Raw genomic sequence first — 21719 nt, 5'->3', positions numbered from 1 at the left:
CTTAAAGCTGGCCGTTACAGACAGCGCGTTGAGCCGTATCATTAATCACGGTAATGCGGAGGGTTGGGCACGTTGGGTGATCCATTCTGTTATGAATTCAATTAGTTTTTTTGCCGCTGGAGAGGCATTTTTAATGGATGCGGCTGCAATGCCAATAGAACGATAATGCTCTCCTTCTAATGGGCGATAACATACATTGTCGGGGAGATGTGACAGAATCATTTCGGGGAGTATACTTACTAGGCAGATTTACAAATCCCAAGTCAGCGGTTCCATCGGTAATCCATTCTTCTATTTCAGAGTAGTTACCATCAAGTAGTTTTATTTCAATATGTGGAAACTGATTTTGAAATTGTTTAATGATTTGGGGCATCCATTGGATCGATACACTAGTGAAAGTACCTATTTTCACAGTTCCAATCTCAACTACCTTACTGAAAATCTGATATTTTAAAAGATTCATAATAATTTCTCTCCTCAATAATATATGAAAAAAATTCATTAAACTAATAATTAATATTCATTATTTTTATCTTAATTATAATAGTATAATCTGTTTTATAAAAAAACATCTACGATTAAAGGGGAGTTTGAGCGGAATGGTTCATGAATCAAACGGATCTTATTATGCAGTCATATTTTCAAGTCAACGTACGGAGGGGGATAACGGATATAACATTATGGCTGAAAAAATGGAGCAGCTTGCGTCCGGGCAACCAGGGTTTTTAGGAGTGGAAAGTGTCCGGAATTCTTCAGGAGCGGGTATTACGATTTCTTATTGGGAGAGCTTAGAGGCGATTAGTAACTGGAAACAGCATCAATCTCACAAAGTTGCTCAGGAGAAAGGTAAGAAAGAATGGTACCAAAATTACAAAGTGAAAATTTGTAAAGTTGAAAGAGAGTATTCTTGAGTGGTAACATATTACTGCAAAGTAATTTGGGAATCAATCCATTGAAGCGTACAACAACAATTGTTTTATTTCAAAAGGATGCGAAGAAACTTATCCGAGAAAATAGAAGATTCCTTTACTAATTAGATAAAATATAGATATGGGATGATTATTAAATGAACTATCAAATTAAAAGGGCAACCCTTGAAGAAAAAGAAATCCTCAACAACCTAATGCAATTTTATATGTATGATTTCTCCGAGTATATGGATTTGCACCTTGAAGAAAACGGAAAATTTAATGATTATCCTCTCAACGATTACTGGACAGAAGAGTCGAATTTCCCATATCTGTTAACTCTGAATGAGAAAAATGCTGGATTCGTTTTAGTCAAATTAAAAAATAGAGATGATGATTTATACTTTTCCATTGCAGAGTTTTTTATTATAAAAAAGTATCGGAGAGTAGGATTAGGTAGACTAGTTGCAAAAGATATTTTTAATTTACATAAGGGGCAATGGGAAGTTTATCAAATAGATAATAATGAGCCCGCACAACGCTTTTGGAAAAAGGTAATAGAGGAATACACTGGCGGAAAATTCACTGAACGAATTGAAGCAGGGAGAAAGACACAGGTGTTTGTTAATTGAGTTTGAATCTTAAGCTAACAGGATACAGTAGATCAATAAAAAGCGGCAGTCGTGGACTTTATTTACTAGTTCAGGGCTGCCGTTGTTTTTTAGGTTCTCCAGAAGTGATGTTATAAGCCAGTTGCTTTGGTATTTTTGAGTAGTACAAAATCTCTTCTGGTGTTAAAATTACCCAAAAAGTATTTTAGGAGGCTAAGACGGGAATTATGCTAAATATACAGCAGATTGTAGAACTTATTCCTCATCGCTATCCGTTTATTTTAGTGGACAGAATTATTGAGTTGGAGGAGAACAAGAGAGCAGTAGGTATAAAAAATGTATCCATTAATGAACCGTTTTTTAGCGGCCATTTTCCTGAGCATCCTGTTATGCCAGGTGTTTTAATTGTGGAGGCATTAGCCCAGGTAGGAGGAATCACAATGTGCAAAAACGAAAAGCTGATGGGCAAGATAGGGTTATTAGTTGGCATTGATAATGCCCGTTTTAAGCGCCAAGTAACGCCTGGGGATCAGCTTCTTCTCGAATTCGAAGTCAATCGGATGAAAGGTGAGATTGTAAAAGGCAAAGGCATCGCAACAGTAAATAGTGAGCTGGTATGTGAAGCTGAGATTTCTTTTGCATTTGTGCAAAAAGGAGGTTCAAAATGAAAAGGATGCCGTTTGTACGACCAACTGAACATTACGATCTGCAAATTAAGGATATCGACGAGCAAATATGTGCATTGATCAAGCAACGAAAGGAAATCTCGAATAATAATCCAGGATTCCCACCGTTTGAATCTATCTCTAAATGGGCAGAAAATTATGAGCTCTATGAGGATTTTTTGAAAGCGGTATTTGGGACATTGCTAAGTGAAGATCATTTTAAACCGATGGTTGAGCCAATTGATTTTAGAAAACATATTGCAGTTCTTAAATCAATTGAGAAAGATGAATTATTTTATACACTGACCTCTATACGTCAATACAGTAATGCTAGTGTGGTCACCCTTAATATAGATTGGGACATGACAACTGAGCTTCCAGCAAATTCTCATAGCCATAGCTTTTTCGAGCTGTTTATAGGAGAAGAATATGATAGTCGAATGACGAATGGCGGAAGTTCAACCGGACAAGCTTCTTATAATTACGTGATTTCTCCACCGCTTTCTGACGATCCTTCAGGCGTTACATTAGAGTTCAGGAAATATGGTAAACCCTTCAAGAACAATGAGACAGGAGATCAAATTGTTTTTAGGCTGTAGTACTTATTTATTCACCGGAAAAAATTGCTTATAGCTGTCTCCATTGCTATGATCAAAAGTGGAGATCCGAGCGAAGTTAAATTAGGCTCCGCTCCATATCACAGTTAACGGATTTTAGTGAATTAAAAACCGGCCATCCTGAGGGGATGGCTGTTTTCTGTGTAAAACAAATTCAATGATTCATTTCCAGCCATAAAAACTACGAAGGTACAGTTTACAATGTAGATATTCAGGAATACGAAAATTGATGACCCCACACAGACTTCAGATGTCTGTATTTTTTTGCTAATTGTGGTTCTATAGTATGATTTTTTGGGATTATTTGAAAAATGGTTGAGAAATACATAGTGTATAGTCAATACTGTGACTTATAATGTTAGCTTAGGTAATGATCTAAAACCCTTAATATAACCTTGAATATATTCATTTACGCAGCAAAAGGCTGAAAGGAAGTCATCTCTTGTTTGAAACCCTACTTTTGAATTTTTTGTTTTTGCTTTTTCCAGTATTAACATTTCTGATATTTTTTGAGAATCGGGCCTATTCCTACAATAGATTGATTCTCGTTTTTATGTCAGCAGTGACCATGAGTCTCTGTATCGCTAAACCTATCAGACTAGAAATTGGCTATATTTTTGATTTAAGGTACATTCCGTTTATTATTGTGGCACTCTTTGGAGGATATAGGAATGTTTTTCCTCTATATATTATTTTGAATGCGTACAGATTCTATGTGGGTGGAGATGGCGTATTTTATTCGTTTCTATTTGCGACGGCGATTCTGATTTTGGTGCCGTTATATAAAAACAGATTTTTAAAATTACCATCGAAAGGTCGTGTGATTGCGGCAAATCTGATTGCTTTGCTAATTATGGGGGTTTATCTGTTTATTTTAGGTTTGGTTCAGGATTCTTTAGACAGGCAATTTTGGATTCTTTCATTAAATGCTTTGACGACTCATGTTGGGGTGATGAGTGTCATTATGATTTTGATTGAAAAAATTATATCTAATATTAAAAATCGGGAACGGATTGTCCAATCGGAAAGATTAAATGTCGTCAGCGAGCTAGCGGCAAGTGTATCCCATGAAATCAGAAATCCACTTACAGTGACTAGTGGTTTTTTGCAGCTATTAAATAAATCTAAAACAATGACGCCAGAGGAAAAGGGATTTGTAGAGTTGTCTTTACAAGAGCTACAGCGAGCAGAAAAAATTGTAAGTGATTATCTCTCCTTTGCCAAGCCACAATCTGAAAACATGGTTTACTCCAATATGAAGGCAGAATCAGAATATACTAAAAATATCATAATGCCTTATGCCACCATGCACAAAGTAGATGTTCAATTCAATTTTAATAATTCCTTAAATAAAAATTATGACCGGAACCAGATTCAGCAGTGTCTAATTAATTTATATAAAAACGGTATAGAAGCGATGAAGGAAACCGATGGCGGAACGCTATTTATCGATATATTTGAAAAAAAGCAAAATATTATGATCAGTATCAAAGATAACGGAGTCGGCATGACTAAAGATGAAATATCGCGACTCGGTAAACCGTATTATTCTACTAAAGCAGAAGGGACGGGGCTGGGTATGCTTATGGTCTACAGTACCGTCGATAAAGTGAAAGGAAATATTGAAGTCGATAGTGAAAAAGGCAAAGGGACAACATTCCTTATAACCATCCCAACATAGGCAAGTTGCAGAGAGTATCTTTTGCTGTTTATACCCCACTAGGAGTGTGTAATACCTTTCATGAATGGATTTCGTGTAAAAAGGGCAACGTGCCTGCGCGAGTCCCATCTGGAGGTGCAGCAATGGAGATATTTGTAACTATAGGCGTCAAATTGGTCATCAGCTTTTTTGGTTTGTGGATCATTACCTTTATTACCGGCCGCAAGACGCTTAGTCAATTGACACCACTTGATTTTCTGTCTTCATTGATTTTAAGTGAAATTGTCGGCAATACGATATATGATGATGAGGTGAAGATCTGGCATCTGCTGTTTGCTCTTTTTATTTGGACCGCATTATCTTATCTGTTCGAAAAGGTGACTACCCATTTTGTGAAATTCGGGAACATGGCGGAAGGCCGGACAGTGCTGCTAATTGACGATGGCAAAGTGAATCAGGATTTGTTGGAGAAATATGATATTGAGTATACCCAACTGCTGTTCATGCTGAGGCAACAAAATATCTTTTCCCTAAGTGAAGTACGGTATGCTCTGCTCGAAACGAACGGTTCTCTATCGGTAATGCGCAAGTCTGAAGATGAGCAATCTTCTGCTTTTTCCGTTACAGTTATTGATAAAGGCAGGGTACTGGAAGAGTCCATGCGTGGCAGATCGATGAACAAGGAGCAGATTAAGGAACGCGTCAGAGAGCAGGGCTATAATTGCATTGAGGATATTGCCTATGCTGAATATAAAGAAGACGGAACACTCTATATCCTTCCCAAAAACAAACCATAAATCAACAAGATGAGACGCTGGAGCCGGGAGGCTCAAGTGTCTTTTTTCAAATCAGGAGTGCCTAGTGAATAATAAATCTTAATGGAGGTAAGGATGATTAGTTTAGGATTATGGATCTTAACCGCTCTAATTGTGCTAGTTGTTGTAATGTTTCACGCAGGAGCATTATTAGATTTTATCCGGCCTAGTGTCCTACAAACTCAGCTTTTTGGTCTTCACATTACATTGTTTGGAGTAGTTGTGATATTAGCCTATGAGGGTGGTCAGGGGATAGGTGTTTTTATAGGATTAATTGGACTGTTTACGGGGATCTTGGGCTCTTTTAGAGATTCCTCTAAACCGGAGGATAAAAAGAATATCTGACAGCTTATATATTAACTAACTTTCGGAGGGGGATAACTTTATGGAGATTTCTTTATGTAAAGCAGACGCAAGCGACGCAGCGTTTATTCATGAAATGCAAGTTAAAGCCTTTATGCCATTGCTGGAGAAATATAAAGATTATGAAACCAGCCCAGCCAATGAAACTGTGGAACAAATAAGGGATCGAATTAATCAGTCTTTTGCAGATAATTATATGATTAAGTATTTTGATATTGCTGTGGGCGGTGTCCGCATCGTTAAGAAGGATAATAAAACTTATCGGGTCAGCATCAAAGAAATGGGAGCTGGATAGTATTATACAAGAGCAAAGGAATTGCTATTTATATGAAAAGTTAGGGTATAGAAGCACGGGGGAAACCAAAAAAATAAATGACAACTTAACATTAGTTTTTTATGAAAAACATATGAGTTAAAGCCTTAGGATTATACTTAAAAAAAAAGACAGCGGGCAGTTCATGTCCACTGTCTTTTTAACAGACAAAATCAATACACTCGAATACGCTTCACAAATAACGATATAATCAATCCAATACCTGCAATTGCTGCGATAAATAAGTAAGCATGTGTAATTCCAGCGGTTAATATTTCAGGCTGTGCAGCGGTTGGATGTGTGTTTGCGAATCGTATTTGTCCGCTAGACATTAGCGTAACAGCGAACGTTGTACCAAGAGCACCTGCAATTTGCTGAAGTGTACTCATAACAGCAGCCCCATCCGGATAGTATTTCACAGGTAATTGATTTAACCCATTGGTTTGAGCGGGCATAATGACCATTGCTAATCCGATAAACATTGCGCAGTGTATTAATATAAAGGTTAGGCTACTGGTTTCAGTAGAGTTTCTTGTAAATAGAAAACCAGCAATGGTTGCGATAAAAAATCCAAGCGGCAGCAATAATTTCGGACCGTATTTATCGAATACTCTACCCGTAACTGGAGCCATAGCCCCGTTAATAACACTGCCTGGAAGAAGTAGAGTACCAGCCATTGTGGCCGATAACAATAAACCTCCTTTTAAATATAAAGGTAATAAAATTGCAGAAGATAAAATGATCATCATTCCTAAAAAGAGCATTATAAGACCTATCGTAAACATGGGATATTTAAATACCCGTAAATTCAGCATTGGGGTTTCCAATTTAAATTGCCGTAATACAAACAAGATTAAGCTGATGAAACCAACAATAAGAGGCAGCAAAACAATGATTTCACTCAAAGAATGATCAGCAAAGTTACTAAAACCAAAGACGATTCCACCAAATCCAAGAGTAGAAAGCAAGATGGATAAAATATCAATTTTAGGTTTTGTGATGTTGGCTACATTTTTAATGAATGTTAATCCGAAACCTAATGTAAATAACAATAAAGGTAAGCTTATCCAAAAGATATACTCCCAGCCAAAATGATCTACAATTAAACCAGATAGAGTAGGGCCAAGGGCTGGTGCACACATAATAACGAGTCCCATCATTCCCATGACAGTTCCGCGTTTATGTGCAGGGAAAATAATAAGAATAATATTGGTCATTAATGGAAGCAATAACCCTGTCCCTAAGGCTTGCACTAATCGTGCAATTAATAATAAGCTGAAATTAGGGGAGAGGGCAGCAATTAAAGTACCGATAATAGAAAATAGCAAGGAAGCGGTGAATAATTGTCTAGTGGTAAACCATTGCATTAATAGGGCGGATATTGGAACGAGGATACCTAATACAAGTAAATATCCTGTGGTTAGCCACTGAACCGTTGAGGCGTTGATTGAAAATTCATCCATTAAATTTGTAAAAGCCATGTTTAAGGCGGTTTCACTAAATAGCCCGACGAATGCACCTAACATAAGCGAGAAGGCCATGAGGGCTGGACGTTTAACTTGAACAGTTGATGATGATTCCATAATAATGATGAACCTCTTTTCAGTATTTTGATTCGGATTATTTTTACAGGATAGATGATATATCAACTATAAGGGGGAGAGAAATGCTTTAAGCATCTCTTACATTATTCAGCACATGTGTTAGCAAAGTCTTTAACGTTGAGTAATCTGAAGCAGATAATCCTGACTCGATAATTTCGTTTAAATTGACCGTCACCTCATTTATAGTATTCTCTAATTTCCGTCCTTCTTCTGTTACATATACATTTACCGCTCGGCGATCTTGCGCACTTGTTACTTTGCGTATGTAACCTTTGCTCTCTAAGCTGGCGATCATTCGGGCAACACTGGCTTTGTCCTTACCAAGATTAGCAGCAATCTCGTTCTGAGATAGACCTTCTTTCTCAAGAATCAGAGCCATAAGTAGATGCTGTTCAGGTGCAAGTCGAAAAGGAGCAAGTAACTTTGTTAAATAATTTGCTATTTCTAAATGCAAATCTCGAATGACCAAACCTAAAGGTTCTCTTGAATCCATATGATCTCTCCTAATTGAAGAATAGATGATATATCAACGTTATTGATTTGTCTATATTAGCATACAGTAACTGGTGCTTGTCAAGTTAAAGAAAATGAATAGAATCATAGGCTTAGATACAAGCGACAAAGTTGTTTAATGCCCAATCATTTGATGATACATAGTCATATGCTGTTGTGAAATTAAAAAAAAAGTAATTAGGGAGGGATTAAAATGGGATATAATTGTGTTGGGGGCGTTCAAGAACAAAAAAAGGCTCCAGTTTGTATTAATCCTTGGACATCAACGGGTACGATTCTTGTACTTTACATTCTTCTCGTCATTATCCTTAAAACTTGTTGGATCTAGAATTATGTAAATCGACGCCCCGAAGTTTTTTTCTTCGGGGCGTTTCTGTGTTTTCTTTTGTTAGATAATTGACAACGTTAAGGATTCTGGATTATTTTTACGGTGGTTAATGTTGTCATGAATATTCATATAGAAGACTTAACGGGAATAATCGGGTTGTGTCATAGAAATGGGCTGAGGATTGGCAAGTACCCATTGCACCGCCAGCTCGCATAATCTGGCTGGTTGCTCATTGCCAGCAATGTTGCGGAACCGCTTGGCGAGTGCAGCTGCCTCTTGAAGAAGGGCGGGCGTTAAAGGCGTGCCCGTGCTAAAATGCCGTATCAGTGCATCCAGCATTTTACGGTAATCGGCATCCCAGTTTCCTCCGCCATTATTAAGTATTTCATGAGACACCCGCCCTGTGATGCGGATAACCTCACCCTGCACCGTTGTCGCATGTCCTGAAGCAGGGACAAGAAAATCCCACAGCTCTTGGTGCTGTGCGGGCCATGTGGCTGCCGTTACCTTGATGGGAGAAATTCCGTCATGTCTCTCCAGTTTCGCTATAGGCTCGACATCAAATTGCCGGTACAGCTCCAGGAGAGCATTTGCAGTTTCATCCAGTCGATCTTTATTGTAATTTGTTCTGACGAATTCAAAATCCTTGCCGATACGCCGCACGGATTCCTTCATCTCCGGCGTAATTGCTGCACCTGCATCCAGCATAATTCGCGAGATTTCTGCCATGTGAACTATATCGATATTCCGGCATTGTAATAATCCTTTGGCGAGAGGTGTGTTTTTTCGCATATTTTCTGCATGGACATTTGCACCGCGTTCCACCAGATCCCGCACTACTTTTGTTTTGTAAGAAGCTGCTGCTGAGTGCAGCGGTGTCTCATTCTGGTAATCCAGAGCTTCCATATCTGCACCTAGCTCAAGGAGTAAGGGGACATTTCCGGACCAGGTTGCAGCCTGAGCATGAAGAGGGGTACGCTTATAGTTGTCAGCAGCGTTGATGTCAGCACCCTGCTCCACAAGCCAGGAAACCATTTCATCCGGTATTTGCCGGAAGCTGAGGGCGGTACCTTTGCTGTAACCCCCGCGGGCATCCCATTCGCATAGCTCAAATACCTCTTTTAAGGCAGATATATCATTCGTTTTAACCAGCTCGGCAAAATTGGCGGGTAATGTTTTTTTCTTTTTGCCCATATCATTTTTCCGCTCCTTTATTAATAGATAAATAGCAGATAACTTCTTGCAAGTTTATCATATAGGAGAATTGAACACTAATTCATGCAGGACGAAAAGGTTGAAGATATAGACGTAACATTATTGGAAAAGAGAATGGAATATCGTTTATAAGGCGATCCCGAAATCATAGACTATTAGAAAATGAAAACATTAAGCTTGTGTCTTGGAAATAAATTCGAGATTTACGAAGGACTTCGAAATTACGCTAACGGAGAACGATAGCTCAATAAACACGATTTGGCAGTCAGCCAAAGCGATCGACTCTGCTTTTGTTGTTTTTTAAGTTCGTTCATTTCTAATTTTTCTGAACTCCTTAGGAGTTATATTTAAGTGTTTTTTAAAAGACTGGATAAAGTGATTTGCGTTATTGAAACCAACTCGCTGTGCGATTTCAGTTATCGTGTAGTCAGTTGCTATTAACAAATCACAGCTTTTATTAATGCGATATTTAATTAAGTAGAAATACGGAGTCATATGGATGCTTTTTTTAAAACCTCGAGTGCACTCCGATACACTTAAATGTGCTATATCTGCTATTTCCTTCAATGTCAAATTATTAGAATAGTTTTTGTGAATAAAGCTAAGCATTAATTGTAGTCTCTCTTGCTGGAGTCTGTTATATTTAGACGATTCCTCGGAGGATAGAGAAAAATTTGATATAAGGATTAACCATAACTGGGCAGTTTTGATAGAAACTTCGTACTCCCATCCCCATTTTTTTTTCGATTCAAATTCTTTTTTCATATCCCAAAGAATTTGTAGGATTTGATTATGCCAGTCCTTATCCCCTTTGATTTCTAAACTTAACAAGAATGAATTGGTATACGGTAGTACATACTTTTTTTCCATTGCACTATCAGAATAAAACGCAAGTAACTTCTCTGGGAAGTTAAAACTAACATATTCACCCTCTTGGCTAAGGTATGTAACAATATGAAGTACGCTCTTATTAATAAAGATGGCCTGACCTGTTTCTAAATCATAATTGATTCCGTTGACTTGTATGGTTAGTTTCCCTTTGGTCACTAAAGTAATTTGTAGTTCTTGGTGCCAATGTAGATCGTTAACCCCTCTGCCATTAGGAATAGATTCATAATTGGTATGAGTGTACAGGATGTATGGAAATGAATCATCAGGAAATTGAATGGCTTCGTGTAATTGCTTTTTCAAAGTGCTTATTCTCCTTATTTGACGATATTTCAATATAAATTAAAGATATAGTTGCACAATATAGACCCTGGCGATGATATTATTATATCCAGCCTAGACTTATCATACAATTCTGTGCACAGGGATTGTCACACATTTTGGAGGAACTATGGTTAGTTCAAATAAACCGTCTATACTATTTCATCCGTTTATTCTGTTATTTATTAGTATTTTGTCCGTTTCTATCTCTTCAATTATGATTAAACTTTCAGATACACCTACTTCAGTGGCTGGGATGTATAGACTGTTTATTTCTGTAATCATCATGCTCTGTTTTACATCTGGGAAAATGGCTCGTTCTGCTGAGATGAATAAAAAAGATTGGGCCATCGTTGTTTTATCCGGCCTATTTCTAGGGTTACACTTTTTATTCTGGATGGAATCATTGGTCTATACTTCAGTTGCAAGCTCCATGGTGATCTTATCGTTACAGCCGCTATTTGTTATGATGGGGTCTTACTTTTTATTCAAAGAACATGTTAACCTGCTAACCGTTTTTTGCCTGATTGTTGCTCTTTTAGGTTCGATTGTTATTGCATGGGGAGACATATGGGTTTCGAAAGATGCACTAATCGGCGATGCTTTATCGTTAATTGGCACATTCTGCGCTTCAGTCTATCTGTTGGCCGGGCAAAAAGTAAGCGGCAAAATCAATGCAAATATATACAGCATTTTCGTCTTTTTTATTGGTGGTACTGTTATGCTCGTGTACAATTTGATAAATAATGTCTCATTAATTAATTATGCTTCATCAGATTGGATTTATTTTTTGCTTCTTGCAATAATTCCAACTATTTTTGGTCAATACATCTTTAACCTTTTGTTAAAGTCGATTGGAGCAACTACTGTCTCGGTTGGGATTATTGGTGAGCCTGTTCTTGCCATTGTCCTTGCATACCTATTATTAGGGGAAACTATGTCATTATTCCAGCTTTTAGGCGGCATAATAACCTTACTCGGTATGGGAATGTATTTTTGGTCGAAATCTTTAAAGTACTACATTCAAAATAAGTAAATGAGTAGTCGGAAATATGTATAGGGGGATGGGAAATGGTAACTATTGATGATTTTTTGAAACTTGATGTTCGTGTTGGAACGATTATTAAAGCGGAGTTTTTTGCAAAAGCAAAAATACCTGCGATTAAACTCCAAATTGATTTTGGACCCGATATCGGAAGCAAAACATCAAGTGCACAGATTACTAAACGATATAGGCCTGAAGAGATTGTAGGGCAACAAATCATTGGGGTAGTTAACTTCCCTGCTCGAAATATAGCGGGTTTCCTATCAGAAGTATTAGTTCTTGGAGGAATACCGGATAAAGGGGATGTGGTTCTCTTGAAGCCAGATATTAAATTACCTAATGGGACACCTATTGGGTAATATAGGGTAATTGTTGTATTAAACTAACAGTGGGTCTATTTTAAGATGTACACAAAATTGATAGTAATCGGAGCGAAGACCATGGAAGAATTAACAAGCTTAGTATCTGAAAGTATTGAGGCAAGTAAAACGGCGCTAGTCGTGATCGACCTGCAACAAGGAATTGTCCACAGTCCAAAGCAGGGGCCGCATACAAGTGCTCAGGTGGTTGAGAATGCCAGCAAATTAGCTCAATCCTTTACGGAGAAAGGGGGATTTGTTGTTCTAGTGAGGGTGTCATGGCTAGATGGGCAAGATATGCTTAAACCTAAAACTGATTTACAAATGAATTCTGTCACCTATCCAGAAGGTTGGGACAACATCGTGCCAGAATTAGCGAATATCAAAAATGCACATCTGATTACCAAACGGCAGTGGGGGGCATTTTTCGGTACAGATCTTGATTTGCAGTTACGGCGCCGCGGAATAGATACGATCGTACTATGTGGTATTTCTACCTCGATTGGTGTGGATACTACTGCTAGAGAAGCTTATCAGCTTGGTTATCATCAAGTTTTAGTAGAAGACGCTATGACCGCGATGACTAAAGAAGAGCATGATTATGTATGCAAAACTATCTTCCCTCGTATAGGTAAGATCCGGTCGAGCGATGAAGTAATATCCATGTTGAAATAGTATAAAAAAACCTCAGGCTCTCTCTGTAATTTCAGAGATTGTCATGAGGTTTTTTAATTGAAGTTATGTCTTACATAAAGATGAGGAGAAGTATCCCAGCTAAGAAGCAGTAATAAGAGAAATACTTCAAATTACCTTTAGCCATAATCCCCATAAACCAGCGCATGGAGAAATAAGTAACGATAAGTGTAGTAATAAATGCAATCAAGTATGGAATTGCTAGCTGCAAGCGGTTAGGATCGTGGGCAATATCAGATGCACCCATAACAAGTCCGCCCAAACTGACAGGAATATAAAGCATAAAAGAAAAGCGTAAAGCAGTTTCTTGCTTCATTCCCACAGCGATGGAAGAGATGACAGTTGCACCAGAGCGGCTTATCCCAGGAATAAGGGCGACTGCTTGGGCAAGTCCGACTATAACTGCATCCTTCGCTTTTAAGTCACCATCTTGTTTACGGCCGCGAAGGTTACGGATCAACCATAAAGCTACCCCTGTAACCAGCAAGGCGATGGATACGGTATGAACTGACGAGAAGATATCCTCAATCTGATCCTTGAAGAGTAAAGCAACGATTACCGCAGGCAAGGTACCGATGATGATGTACAAAGAGAACAGGAAATCTGACTTATATTCCTCTTTGCGGGTCAGAATAAATTGAACGAATCCAGTGATCAATCTTCCGATATCTTTACGGAAAATAAAACAAATCGCGATTAGTGAAGCCGTATTTGTTAAGATTTCAAATGATAGCCCATTTTGTTTTAAGCCTAGCAATTTCTGTGCGATGATCAAATGGCCGCTCGAAGAGACGGGGATTGGCTCAGTTGCCCCTTGAACAAACCCTAGAAACAAGTATTTAAGCCACAGTATAATATCTTCCATTTTACCTCCCAGTATTTTTGTAATCTTTTCAATCATATCGTATTCAATAAAGAAATGACAATAGAACCATCGTGCCATATTCAATTGGACGAGTTATACTAATTCGTAAGACTATTAAATGAGGTGGAACTATTTGTAGTACATTACTAAAAATTCAGCAGCATGATATTCCGAGAGCAGCCAGTGTTCTGGCCGAAGCATTTGCTAAAAATGATCCGTTATATCAGCATATCTTGCCTGATGAATCAACCAGATTACGCGTGTTGAATATTTTTTTCCATCGTTACATTGAGATGTTGTATCCATATTCGGATTTACTAACGACTTCTAATGACTTTGAAGCAGTGGCTTTAGTGTTCCATTCGGAGCGTCAGACAGGGAAATTGATTTCGAACGTAAGGTATATGAAACAGATAGTCCTTGCGATCATCAAGTCATTACCGATCTGCCGAATCATTGGGGTGCGAGGATTTATACGTGGTTTATCTATTTTGCGTAGTATGAGTTCTTTATGGTTATCAATGTTTGGGGATCAGAAGGTTAAACATTTGGATATGCTTGCAGTGCAAGAACAATATCGAGGCCAAGGATATGTATCAAAAATCATGACACCGCTGCTCGCGGAATGTCGTGTGAACAATACATTATGCACGTTAGAGACACAGACGCCGAGCAACTTGCCTATTTATGAGCATTATCATTTCCGTACGGTTAAAGTCATTCCTCTACCTAATAGCCCACTTGAGCAGTATTGTATGGCGTTTACGCAAGGAGTTGCTGAGTAGTTAATAAAAAAGGGCCGTCTCATTCAGCCAATTCATGGTTTTTGGGGCAGCCTTTTTTTGCTTAGTCCATAAGGGTTAATGAAGCTTCAAGAGAAAAATCAGGGGATTTCTCCCTGTAATTCCGCGATCTTTTGTCATCCGGCTAGAATCTATTATTTTGTTTAACAAAAATAGCATAAGCTTCGAAGGATTGTTATAATAGAAACATATATTCCCGTGTTTCAGAACCCTATACAGGATGTATAGGGGTTTTATTTCTTTTAGTGAGGGTGATCGAGAATAAGTATGGCGTTGTCCGTACAGGGAGAAAAGGACCGGAGAGTTCCGCAGGAAATTTTAAATTATGAAGTGATGGCGAGGTTAGCAGAAAGATGAATTGGTCGGATTTTGGCGAACGAAACAAACGATTGAATCCCCTGTGGAATTTGGGGGCTGGCATGAACCTTGGCGAAATCCAACCGTACAAAGAAATGGTGTCTTTAAGCGTTCTGCTGCAAGTCTATTATCTGGAGCTAGAATCGAATGAGAGAAGATCCAAGGAGGATATTATAGAACTTACTTGGACTGCACTGGAACGTTTTAATATCGCCAATCTTGGGACTACCGAATCCGTAGAGCGTCTCGTGGACGGTTTATTGTGGAGCGGGAATGGTGGAGATTTCGAATCCTTTTTCTATGATGATGTGACCCGGCAAATGTCCGTGCAGAAATATAAGTATTTCACGGTGGACGAGGATGCGACCCGCAGCAGTTGGGAAGAGAATGGCAGAACCATCTATCGTCTCTCCGAATATGCAATGGAGCTCATTTTTATGAGCCATGAGATTATTGATGAATTTCAGATCAGCATCAAACTGCTCGAGATTCAAATGCATATTAAACATGGGCGCGTAACTCGGGCTCTTCAGGATGTTAATGAACTGATCTCCCGTGTCCGTAAGATGACCCAGCAACAGCAAGAATACCGCAATGCGTTACGCCGCAATCCGAAGCATATTTTTAGTGAATTCGGAGTGGCTCGGCATCAGCGACTCGAAGAGATTCATCATCAGTTCGAGGAGGAACGCAAACATTTTGACAGTATTCACCGTTCTCTGGCCCGGCTGGCCAATGATGAGAAAGACGTAATCGACTTCAATGAGATCCGTATTCTCTCTGAACGAGTCGAGCTTTCTAGGCGTGTACACGATGAGCTGGCTGAGGTAGTATTGAATATTTTTGAGATGGAGACCAATTTAAGATTGAACTTTCCTGAATTATTCTGGGGAGCAGCCGGGTTTAACTTCCGTACTCACGTATGGGAGGAATGGGTGAAAGAAGAGGGTCTGCCAAGCGGTGACAGTCTTGAACTGCTGCTCAGCGGATTATTCGCTCCGAATCAGGACTTCGTTTATCCGCTTCCTTGGGCTTGGGAGGAACAAGAGGTAGGCTTTATCCCCGACTTAGTGATGGATGATTTCGAAGATGAGGTGGACGCAGAGCCTGTTCAATATATTCCTAAAGGTATCCCATGGGCAAAAGTAGTGGATCTGTGGAAGCCGGTTTTTACTGCCTTGGCTGAGCAGGGAAGCTTTACCTTTACTGCAGAGGCTTTTTCCGCCGAAGAACTAACAGGGTGGGCAAATACACCGGATGCTGTTGATCTGTGGGTGCAGTTTTTTCATACAGAGATTTTAGTGCAGGAACAGGCACCAGAAGGTGGTGGCGGCGTTTCTGATGAATGCCAACAGCTAATCCAATATGTACTTGCAGAAGATCTTCTGTTTGAGAGTTTACGCGGCAAAATGCTGCGGACGAGCATTGCTCCAGAGCCAGCCTCAAGGGTACGGTGTCCTGGTCTGGATATGAGTCCATATATGATTACGATCGTGGAGAGGTGAGAAGTTACTAACATGAGTTATACATTAGAACAGGTACAGCAAGCTTCGCGGCTATTTTTTGAATTGCTCCGTAAAAAAGTAATTCCTCTCGATGACCCTGCAGCGGCAGAATGCCTTCAGGATGCAGGAACTTATGATGCGCTTCAGTATGTTGCTAAAGAAGGGGGCTGTCGGGTGATGAATTCGGGGCACCGTCTCCATCTGCTGGTTAATCCACTGGGGTCAGTGTTTGCAACCAATTTCACCCAGTTAAAGAACAAATATTCACGTGTTGAGCGTAAAACTCACTTACATATTATCAATATTATTATTCTGGTTTTTCTGGCCGAAATGGATCAGGATGAGACTCATTTTAAGTCGGGGCAGGACAGTATGTCCTATATTCAAATTGCTGATCAGGTGTCCTCGCTCTTTCAGACGTGGATTCAGATGGATGAGGATGGGCGATTTAGCCAGCAGTGGCAGCTTGATATCCAAGCGATGTTTAAGGTATGGACCAGTCTCTACATGCAGACTAAGAGTCAGGAAGAAAGCGATCTTCTGACCAGAGGCGCAGGCTCACGAATTGGACTGATCCATGAAGGCATGAAACTTCTGGAAGAGGAGAAGCTCGTATTCATCTCTGAGACAGAGAAGCGTATCTTTCCTCGGGAAGAGCTGTATGAGAGAATGCGTTATTTATATCATGATGTCGATCGATACCAGGAATTAAAGAGCCTCATTGGAAGAACTTTAGCTGAGAAAGACGGTGCTACCTATGCCGCGGATTGAACGCATACGAATTACAGGACTTAAATACGAGAAGATGCTCAAGAAATACGACGATATGATTCTGGACCTCTGCAACGAAGAGGGACCCGCTAATACGCTTATTACGCTCATGAATGGCGGTGGAAAGGGAGTACTGCTGCAATCCATTTTTCAGCTGTTAATGCCCAAAACACCATGGGGCAAAGACAGTGAGAACCAGGTTGAGGCTTTTTTTCATAATCATAAAAAACAACTTAAACCGTACACTTTTCACGTAGCTATCGAATGGCATCTCGACAACAATGAGCGCAATGAGTATATGACCACGGGAATCGCTATGACGGCACATAATTCGCTTGATCAGCAGGATATCAAAGTGGATTACTTGCTGTACGCACTTACAGATTACGGTGAAGCGGCTGAACTTACGCTATCAACGTTGCCGTTATTTGACGAAGTGACTGCTGAACCTACGAGTTTTGAAACGATCCAGCAATTTGTGCGCGATCGGCGGGGGGAGATTGTACCTTTTGGCAGCCACAGCTCGGATTTGAAAAGATATTATGACTTCCTGGCTACCCGGGATATCCATATTGCCGAGTGGCGTAATATGCGGCGGATCAATGGTGAAGAGGGCGGTATCAAAGGTTATTTTAAAAAGAATGATGCCTTCACCAATCATAACTTGTTCGAAAAGCTGATTATTCCTGAAATCGGATCTAGTCTGAATGAAGGATTAAAGGAAGACGACAATACGCTGCAGCGGATGTTTATCGATACAGCAACAGTGGCTCAGCGCTTGCCGATGCTTGAACAGCGGGAGCAGGTCTATACAGAGTTTCTTAATATGGCTGCACCACTTTATGAGCTGGTAAAACTAGGCGTGGAAGCAGAAAACGTAGTTCAAGAAACGGAATTACGTGGACGCCAAATCTATACGGTTATCTATGAAGAGCAGAGAAATGCAGAAGTTGAGCGAAGTAAGATTGCTGATGAACTGGCTGGACGTTATCAGGATGCGAAGCAATTGCGCTTTGAGACAGACAATCTTAAATACTTACGCAGCAAGGAAGAAACGGAACTGAAGCAAGAAGAGTTTAAGAAGCTCAGTGATGATCAGAGCCGTGCGCGTGGTCGGCTGGAGGATTCCAAAGCGCAAGAGAAGAAGCTTGAAGTAGCTTATTTTCTGGCTAAACGGTTGCTCCATACCCGGCAAATTGAGCAGTGGCAAAAAGAAATTCAAGCTATCGAAGGTTCTCTGGAGATGAAAGAACGGCAAGAGGTCATTCAGGCAGCCAAGGAACAGCTGCGGAAACAGTGGGATGTGGTGTTTAATCTCTGGCAGCAAACGATTAGAGAGTTTGAGACAGCGCAGCAAGACCTGACGGCGGAAGAAAGGGAATTGCGCAAGGAAAGGGAAAGTTTCTTGGTAGAGCTGGCGGGGCTGGATAATCAGATCAATGAATTGACCTTATCTATTCGGCAATATACGGAAGAACTCGGAGCATTCGCAGCCCAATATGGGCAGGATGCCGCCCATTCTCCGGCAGCAGCGCTGCAGCGTACGTTCTCAGCGGTCAAAACGATTCTTCAAGACATTGGAGAATTGGAAGAACAGCATAAGCAGGAAGAGATTCGGAAGCTGGCACTGCATAAGAGTCATGCTGAGCTGAGTGAGAAACGGCGTTCTTATGAGCGTGAAGCGGACGAGCTTGGGGTTCTGCTTGAGTCACAGACTCAGAAAGAATCCCAATTATGGTCACAGCTCGTTGTGCTGCTGGAAATGTATGAAGAGCACAATCGTTTAGGTGCTACCGGCCTTTTTGAAGAACAAGATGTTATCCCGGCACGTTTTATCCGAAAAATAGATGAAGTAGAGCAACAGACTAAACGTTCCAGAAGGGATTACTATAATCAGCTCATGGATGTGGAACTTCAGAACCAATCCTACTGGCTACCCAATTCAGATATTCTGACGGTCAAAGATACACTCGATTCGTTAAAGATTCAATCAACGCTAGGTAGTTCCTACTTAAATGACCGTCCGTATCTTGAACGTGAGGAAGAACTGGAGCAATATCCGTTACTTCCATATAGTTTGATTTTGACCCGGCGCGAAGCTGATAAAATTCAGCCGGAACTGATGAAGGACACCTTGCTGAAATCAGCGGTGCCGATCTTTATTCGTGAAGAGATGGCAGCTTCGCATCAAGCATCCTTCATGCTTTTTGCGAATCAAGGGCCGCAAATGGTCTTGCAGCCGGATCGTTTCCAGGATTGGAAGAGCAGTATTCAGGGGAAGCTCAAGGAACAGGAGCAGATCCTTCAGGACTCTGAAGCTTATTTATCTAAGTTAAAATCGGTGCGTCAGGAATATGAACGTTTATTCCAAAACGAGAATACCATGACGCTTACAACCAAGCATGAGGCCCTTATTAAACTGCAGGCTGAACTTCAGCAGAGCATTATCAATCTGAGCAATGAGATGAATGAGAACGAAGGGACGCTTACCCGGATCGGACGGGAGCTCGCGGAGAACAAAGCTCTAAGTGTGGAGCATGAGCAGAGAGCGGGGGTTCTGCAAGCTTGGATTGAACGGACGAAGAAACAGGAACAAGATTATAAGGAAAAACAAAAAATAATCGAACGAAAGAATCTGGTGAGTAAAGAGTTAGCAGGTAAAGATCAGCAGCTTGAACACCTAAAGGTGCAAATGGAAAGCTTGAGCGGACAACGCAATAAATGGACGAGAGAAACCGAATATGCGATGTTCCCTAGACTGCAACGATGGTTTCCTGAGATTGTTTTCCCAACAGATCGCCAGCTTTCTGATGAAGGAGAAGTCATACCTGTAGATCCTGTAGAGCAGAATCTTCTCTTGCAGCAGCTCAGTACCGTTGAAAGCCTGCAGCAATCACTTACCGAAAATGAGCTGGAAGTTCGGACAAGAGCTGCACAGATTAAGGCAGCAAGCGAGAATCTGGCTGAGCTTGAATCCAGCCTGAATCAAGTAGATGTGAATTGGCGGAAGGCGACTGAACCTACGGAAACGTCCGAGTCTATTATGGCTGCAAGAAATCGCCAAAAGACGGATACTACTTCGTTAGAGGAAGACTATCAGATTGTTCACGACGGTTACATCCGCTGCCAGACTGAATTGGAGAACTTGCAGAAAGAGTTGCGCAAAGTAGAGAAGGGTATCAAGGAGAAACATGAACGTGCCGTGGAGCTTTGGAATGAGGCGCTAGAGGATAAGGAGACAGAAATTCAGGAGCGCTGCCAAGCGAATGAGCTTATGCTTAACCAGTGTAAAAGATCCTTGGATCGAATGGATGTCCTCATCCAGACTTTATCCAATCAAATCAAAATAATGAATGCGCATATTGAGGATCGCGTCAACCTACGGAGTGTACCAGAAGAAATAACGCTGAGGGTTAGAGAAAGCTGCGAGCCTCTAGTAGCCGACTGGCTTCTCCGCATCAAGGATAGCCGGATTAGACAGGATGAAATCTCCAAAAAGGTGAAGGAAGAGAAAAATTCATTAACCGAAAAACTTGCGAAAAATGAACGGAACTCCGAACTGGAGACCAAGATTCTAGATCGATTGAATACGGTCCATTGGGATAATTTCGCTATTGCACTGCAAGTCCTAGATTCCATGCTACGCAGTTCGCGTGATCAGATCGAGAGCATTCAAAGCGATAAGGAAGGCATGGATCTCTCCCGCAAGATGTGGGTAGGCCGGGCTTCTCTACGAGTGGTACAAATCATTGATATTATGAAGCGAATGGAACGCCGGATGATTATTCATAACGAGAATAATTATGCCTTCCCGCTGGTACGTCTGAATTACAAGAATATCAATGTGCCAAGAACAAGCGATGAGGTAGAGCCGATGGTGAGTGACTACTTCAATCAATGTATCAATGAATTGCTCAAAAAGTATCCAAAGATAGAACAAGTGCCGGCACTGGTAATCAAAGAGGTTATTAATGACGGACGAATTGTCTATGCGGCGCTGCAGAACCGCTTTCCAGTTCTTCAGGTGTATAAACCGGTAACGGAGAATTATTTCCTCTACGCCGCACCGGAAGATTATCATTATTCGGACTGGGAGATTATTAATCGCGGCGCACTGGATGAAGCTGTCGGCAGTGGGGGGCAACGTCAATCTGTACAGCTGCTGGTCGCAATGATGATCATGACGCATAAACAGGTGAATCGTGAGAATAAAGGGTGGACGGTCTTTTTATATGACAATCCTTTCGGAGAAATGGTCTCCAATAACGTGCTTGACCCCGTCTTCGAAATTTCCAAGGCACTCAAATTCCAATGGCTGATTGTTACGCCGCCGGAGCTTGTCAAGAATGATGTCAGCGTGCGTTTTGGCGTGTATTGGCAGCTTTATTTTGGAGGCGTCAAAGGGGACATGCTGGAATCAACCCTGATCAAGGGAGGAAGAAAGCTTATTCCTGTCTCGTTGTTCTGAGTATGGAATGAAACTTAAAGAAGCTCCAGTAT

21 protein-coding genes and 1 pseudogene are annotated in these 21719 nt (G+C 40.6%); 16 read left to right on the top strand and 6 right to left on the bottom strand.

The features are described from left to right. Positions 1–45 precede the first annotated feature (45 nt). Positions 46–433: pseudogene (locus MKX34_RS20535) on the bottom strand (LysR family transcriptional regulator substrate-binding protein); the annotation flags it as partial. 166 nt (positions 434–599) lie between these two features. On the opposite strand from MKX34_RS20535, the gene MKX34_RS20530 reads away from it, so the two are divergent. The 8 genes from MKX34_RS20530 (at position 600) to MKX34_RS20495 (ending at position 5934) form a co-directional block, all read left to right on the top strand. Beyond that, positions 600–911 carry an antibiotic biosynthesis monooxygenase gene (locus tag MKX34_RS20530; protein WP_076104988.1) on the top strand — a complete coding sequence of 104 codons (312 nt, stop codon included), beginning with the start codon at positions 600–602 and terminating at the stop codon, positions 909–911. Positions 912–1066: 155 nt separating this feature from the next. Then, the gene (locus MKX34_RS20525) at positions 1067–1540 is read left to right on the top strand and encodes a GNAT family N-acetyltransferase (protein WP_036688911.1); all 474 of its coding nucleotides are present in this window, start codon (positions 1067–1069) and stop codon (positions 1538–1540) included. Between the two features lie 206 nt (positions 1541–1746). Further along, a complete protein-coding gene (fabZ, locus tag MKX34_RS20520; RefSeq protein WP_076104987.1) occupies positions 1747–2187 on the top strand; it encodes a 3-hydroxyacyl-ACP dehydratase FabZ in 441 nt (146 codons plus the stop codon). Beyond that, positions 2184–2783: a chorismate mutase gene (locus MKX34_RS20515; RefSeq protein WP_076100216.1), complete on the top strand. Its 600-nt coding sequence runs from the start codon at positions 2184–2186 to the stop codon at positions 2781–2783. The genes fabZ and MKX34_RS20515 overlap by 4 nt, the downstream gene beginning before the upstream one ends. A 460-nt stretch (positions 2784–3243) precedes the next feature. Next, entirely contained in the window at positions 3244–4482 is a 1239-nt protein-coding gene (locus tag MKX34_RS20510) for an ATP-binding protein (RefSeq protein ID WP_038572208.1), read from the top strand. Positions 4483–4604: 122 nt separating this feature from the next. Continuing rightward, positions 4605–5258 (top strand): DUF421 domain-containing protein, encoded by a 654-nt coding sequence (locus tag MKX34_RS20505; protein WP_076100219.1) that lies wholly within the window; start codon positions 4605–4607, stop codon positions 5256–5258. Positions 5259–5351: 93 nt separating this feature from the next. After that, positions 5352–5621, top strand: a complete 270-nt coding sequence (locus MKX34_RS20500; RefSeq protein WP_076100221.1) for a hypothetical protein — start codon at positions 5352–5354, stop codon at positions 5619–5621. A gap of 40 nt (positions 5622–5661) precedes the next feature. Next, positions 5662–5934 carry a hypothetical protein gene (locus MKX34_RS20495; protein ID WP_305953528.1) on the top strand — a complete coding sequence of 91 codons (273 nt, stop codon included), beginning with the start codon at positions 5662–5664 and terminating at the stop codon, positions 5932–5934. Between the two features lie 191 nt (positions 5935–6125). On the opposite strand, the gene MKX34_RS20490 is transcribed toward MKX34_RS20495, so the two are convergent. Continuing rightward, positions 6126–7535 carry an MDR family MFS transporter gene (locus MKX34_RS20490; protein ID WP_076297667.1) on the bottom strand — a complete coding sequence of 470 codons (1410 nt, stop codon included), beginning with the start codon at positions 7533–7535 and terminating at the stop codon, positions 6126–6128. An 88-nt stretch (positions 7536–7623) separates the two neighbouring features. Next, complete coding sequence (locus tag MKX34_RS20485; RefSeq protein WP_076100224.1) at positions 7624–8049, bottom strand: MarR family transcriptional regulator; 426 nt, start codon at positions 8047–8049, stop codon at positions 7624–7626. A 267-nt stretch (positions 8050–8316) separates the two neighbouring features. On the opposite strand from MKX34_RS20485, the gene MKX34_RS20480 reads away from it, so the two are divergent. Further along, a complete protein-coding gene (locus MKX34_RS20480; protein WP_232061537.1) occupies positions 8317–8397 on the top strand; it encodes a YjcZ family sporulation protein in 81 nt (26 codons plus the stop codon). A gap of 138 nt (positions 8398–8535) precedes the next feature. Here MKX34_RS20480 and MKX34_RS20475 read toward each other — a convergent pair whose 3' ends face one another. Together MKX34_RS20475 and MKX34_RS20470 are read right to left on the bottom strand one after the other, a co-directional pair. After that, complete coding sequence (locus MKX34_RS20475) at positions 8536–9591, bottom strand: ankyrin repeat domain-containing protein (RefSeq protein ID WP_076100225.1); 1056 nt, start codon at positions 9589–9591, stop codon at positions 8536–8538. 321 nt (positions 9592–9912) lie between these two features. Then, on the bottom strand, positions 9913–10803 hold the full coding sequence (locus tag MKX34_RS20470; RefSeq protein WP_076297666.1) for an AraC family transcriptional regulator: 891 nt from the start codon (positions 10801–10803) through the stop codon (positions 9913–9915). A 148-nt stretch (positions 10804–10951) separates the two neighbouring features. On the opposite strand from MKX34_RS20470, the gene MKX34_RS20465 reads away from it, so the two are divergent. The 3 genes from MKX34_RS20465 to MKX34_RS20455 all read left to right on the top strand — a co-directional run bounded on the left by MKX34_RS20465 (position 10952) and on the right by MKX34_RS20455 (position 12900). Next, positions 10952–11857: a DMT family transporter gene (locus MKX34_RS20465; protein WP_076297665.1), complete on the top strand. Its 906-nt coding sequence runs from the start codon at positions 10952–10954 to the stop codon at positions 11855–11857. A gap of 35 nt (positions 11858–11892) precedes the next feature. Beyond that, on the top strand, positions 11893–12225 hold the full coding sequence (gene csaA / locus MKX34_RS20460; RefSeq protein ID WP_038572193.1) for a chaperone CsaA: 333 nt from the start codon (positions 11893–11895) through the stop codon (positions 12223–12225). A gap of 81 nt (positions 12226–12306) precedes the next feature. Further along, positions 12307–12900: a hydrolase gene (locus tag MKX34_RS20455; RefSeq protein ID WP_076297664.1), complete on the top strand. Its 594-nt coding sequence runs from the start codon at positions 12307–12309 to the stop codon at positions 12898–12900. A 70-nt stretch (positions 12901–12970) separates the two neighbouring features. Here MKX34_RS20455 and MKX34_RS20450 read toward each other — a convergent pair whose 3' ends face one another. After that, entirely contained in the window at positions 12971–13783 is an 813-nt protein-coding gene (locus MKX34_RS20450) for an undecaprenyl-diphosphate phosphatase (protein ID WP_076297663.1), read from the bottom strand. 404 nt (positions 13784–14187) lie between these two features. Between MKX34_RS20450 and MKX34_RS20445 the strand changes: the two genes are divergently transcribed. The 4 genes from MKX34_RS20445 (at position 14188) to MKX34_RS20430 (ending at position 21687) form a co-directional block, all read left to right on the top strand. After that, positions 14188–14568 (top strand): GNAT family N-acetyltransferase, encoded by a 381-nt coding sequence (locus MKX34_RS20445; protein ID WP_249267676.1) that lies wholly within the window; start codon positions 14188–14190, stop codon positions 14566–14568. 371 nt (positions 14569–14939) lie between these two features. Continuing rightward, positions 14940–16448, top strand: coding sequence for a hypothetical protein (locus MKX34_RS20440; RefSeq protein WP_141240267.1), 1509 nt, complete (start codon positions 14940–14942; stop codon positions 16446–16448). Positions 16449–16460: 12 nt separating this feature from the next. Further along, on the top strand, positions 16461–17219 hold the full coding sequence (locus MKX34_RS20435; RefSeq protein WP_076100230.1) for a DUF6063 family protein: 759 nt from the start codon (positions 16461–16463) through the stop codon (positions 17217–17219). Next, positions 17206–21687 carry a hypothetical protein gene (locus MKX34_RS20430; RefSeq protein WP_076297661.1) on the top strand — a complete coding sequence of 1494 codons (4482 nt, stop codon included), beginning with the start codon at positions 17206–17208 and terminating at the stop codon, positions 21685–21687. The genes MKX34_RS20435 and MKX34_RS20430 overlap by 14 nt, the downstream gene beginning before the upstream one ends. The last annotated feature ends 32 nt before the right edge of the window (positions 21688–21719 follow it).

Source organism: Paenibacillus sp. FSL R5-0636 (assembly GCF_037974255.1).
Classification (GTDB): domain Bacteria; phylum Bacillota; class Bacilli; order Paenibacillales; family Paenibacillaceae; genus Paenibacillus_AQ; species Paenibacillus_AQ odorifer.
This window is presented reverse-complemented; position numbering and strand designations above follow the sequence as displayed.

Excerpts from the sequence above, each read along its gene's own strand:
- MKX34_RS20490 (WP_076297667.1), bottom strand. The coding sequence starts at position 7,535 with ATGGAATCATCATCAACTGTTCAAGTTAAACGTCCAGCCCTCATGGCC.
- MKX34_RS20435 (WP_076100230.1), top strand. The coding sequence starts at position 16,461 with ATGAGTTATACATTAGAACAGGTACAGCAAGCTTCGCGGCTATTTTTT.
- MKX34_RS20475 (WP_076100225.1), bottom strand. The coding sequence starts at position 9,591 with ATGGGCAAAAAGAAAAAAACATTACCCGCCAATTTTGCCGAGCTGGTT.
- MKX34_RS20465 (WP_076297665.1), top strand. The coding sequence starts at position 10,952 with ATGGTTAGTTCAAATAAACCGTCTATACTATTTCATCCGTTTATTCTG.
- MKX34_RS20450 (WP_076297663.1), bottom strand. The coding sequence starts at position 13,783 with ATGGAAGATATTATACTGTGGCTTAAATACTTGTTTCTAGGGTTTGTT.
- MKX34_RS20525 (WP_036688911.1), top strand. The coding sequence starts at position 1,067 with ATGAACTATCAAATTAAAAGGGCAACCCTTGAAGAAAAAGAAATCCTC.
- MKX34_RS20430 (WP_076297661.1), top strand. The coding sequence starts at position 17,206 with ATGCCGCGGATTGAACGCATACGAATTACAGGACTTAAATACGAGAAG.
- csaA (WP_038572193.1), top strand. The coding sequence starts at position 11,893 with ATGGTAACTATTGATGATTTTTTGAAACTTGATGTTCGTGTTGGAACG.
- fabZ (WP_076104987.1), top strand. The coding sequence starts at position 1,747 with ATGCTAAATATACAGCAGATTGTAGAACTTATTCCTCATCGCTATCCG.
- MKX34_RS20505 (WP_076100219.1), top strand. The coding sequence starts at position 4,605 with ATGGAGATATTTGTAACTATAGGCGTCAAATTGGTCATCAGCTTTTTT.
- MKX34_RS20440 (WP_141240267.1), top strand. The coding sequence starts at position 14,940 with ATGAATTGGTCGGATTTTGGCGAACGAAACAAACGATTGAATCCCCTG.
- MKX34_RS20485 (WP_076100224.1), bottom strand. The coding sequence starts at position 8,049 with ATGGATTCAAGAGAACCTTTAGGTTTGGTCATTCGAGATTTGCATTTA.
- MKX34_RS20455 (WP_076297664.1), top strand. The coding sequence starts at position 12,307 with ATGGAAGAATTAACAAGCTTAGTATCTGAAAGTATTGAGGCAAGTAAA.
- MKX34_RS20495 (WP_305953528.1), top strand. The coding sequence starts at position 5,662 with ATGGAGATTTCTTTATGTAAAGCAGACGCAAGCGACGCAGCGTTTATT.
- MKX34_RS20500 (WP_076100221.1), top strand. The coding sequence starts at position 5,352 with ATGATTAGTTTAGGATTATGGATCTTAACCGCTCTAATTGTGCTAGTT.
- MKX34_RS20445 (WP_249267676.1), top strand. The coding sequence starts at position 14,188 with ATGAAACAGATAGTCCTTGCGATCATCAAGTCATTACCGATCTGCCGA.
- MKX34_RS20530 (WP_076104988.1), top strand. The coding sequence starts at position 600 with ATGGTTCATGAATCAAACGGATCTTATTATGCAGTCATATTTTCAAGT.
- MKX34_RS20515 (WP_076100216.1), top strand. The coding sequence starts at position 2,184 with ATGAAAAGGATGCCGTTTGTACGACCAACTGAACATTACGATCTGCAA.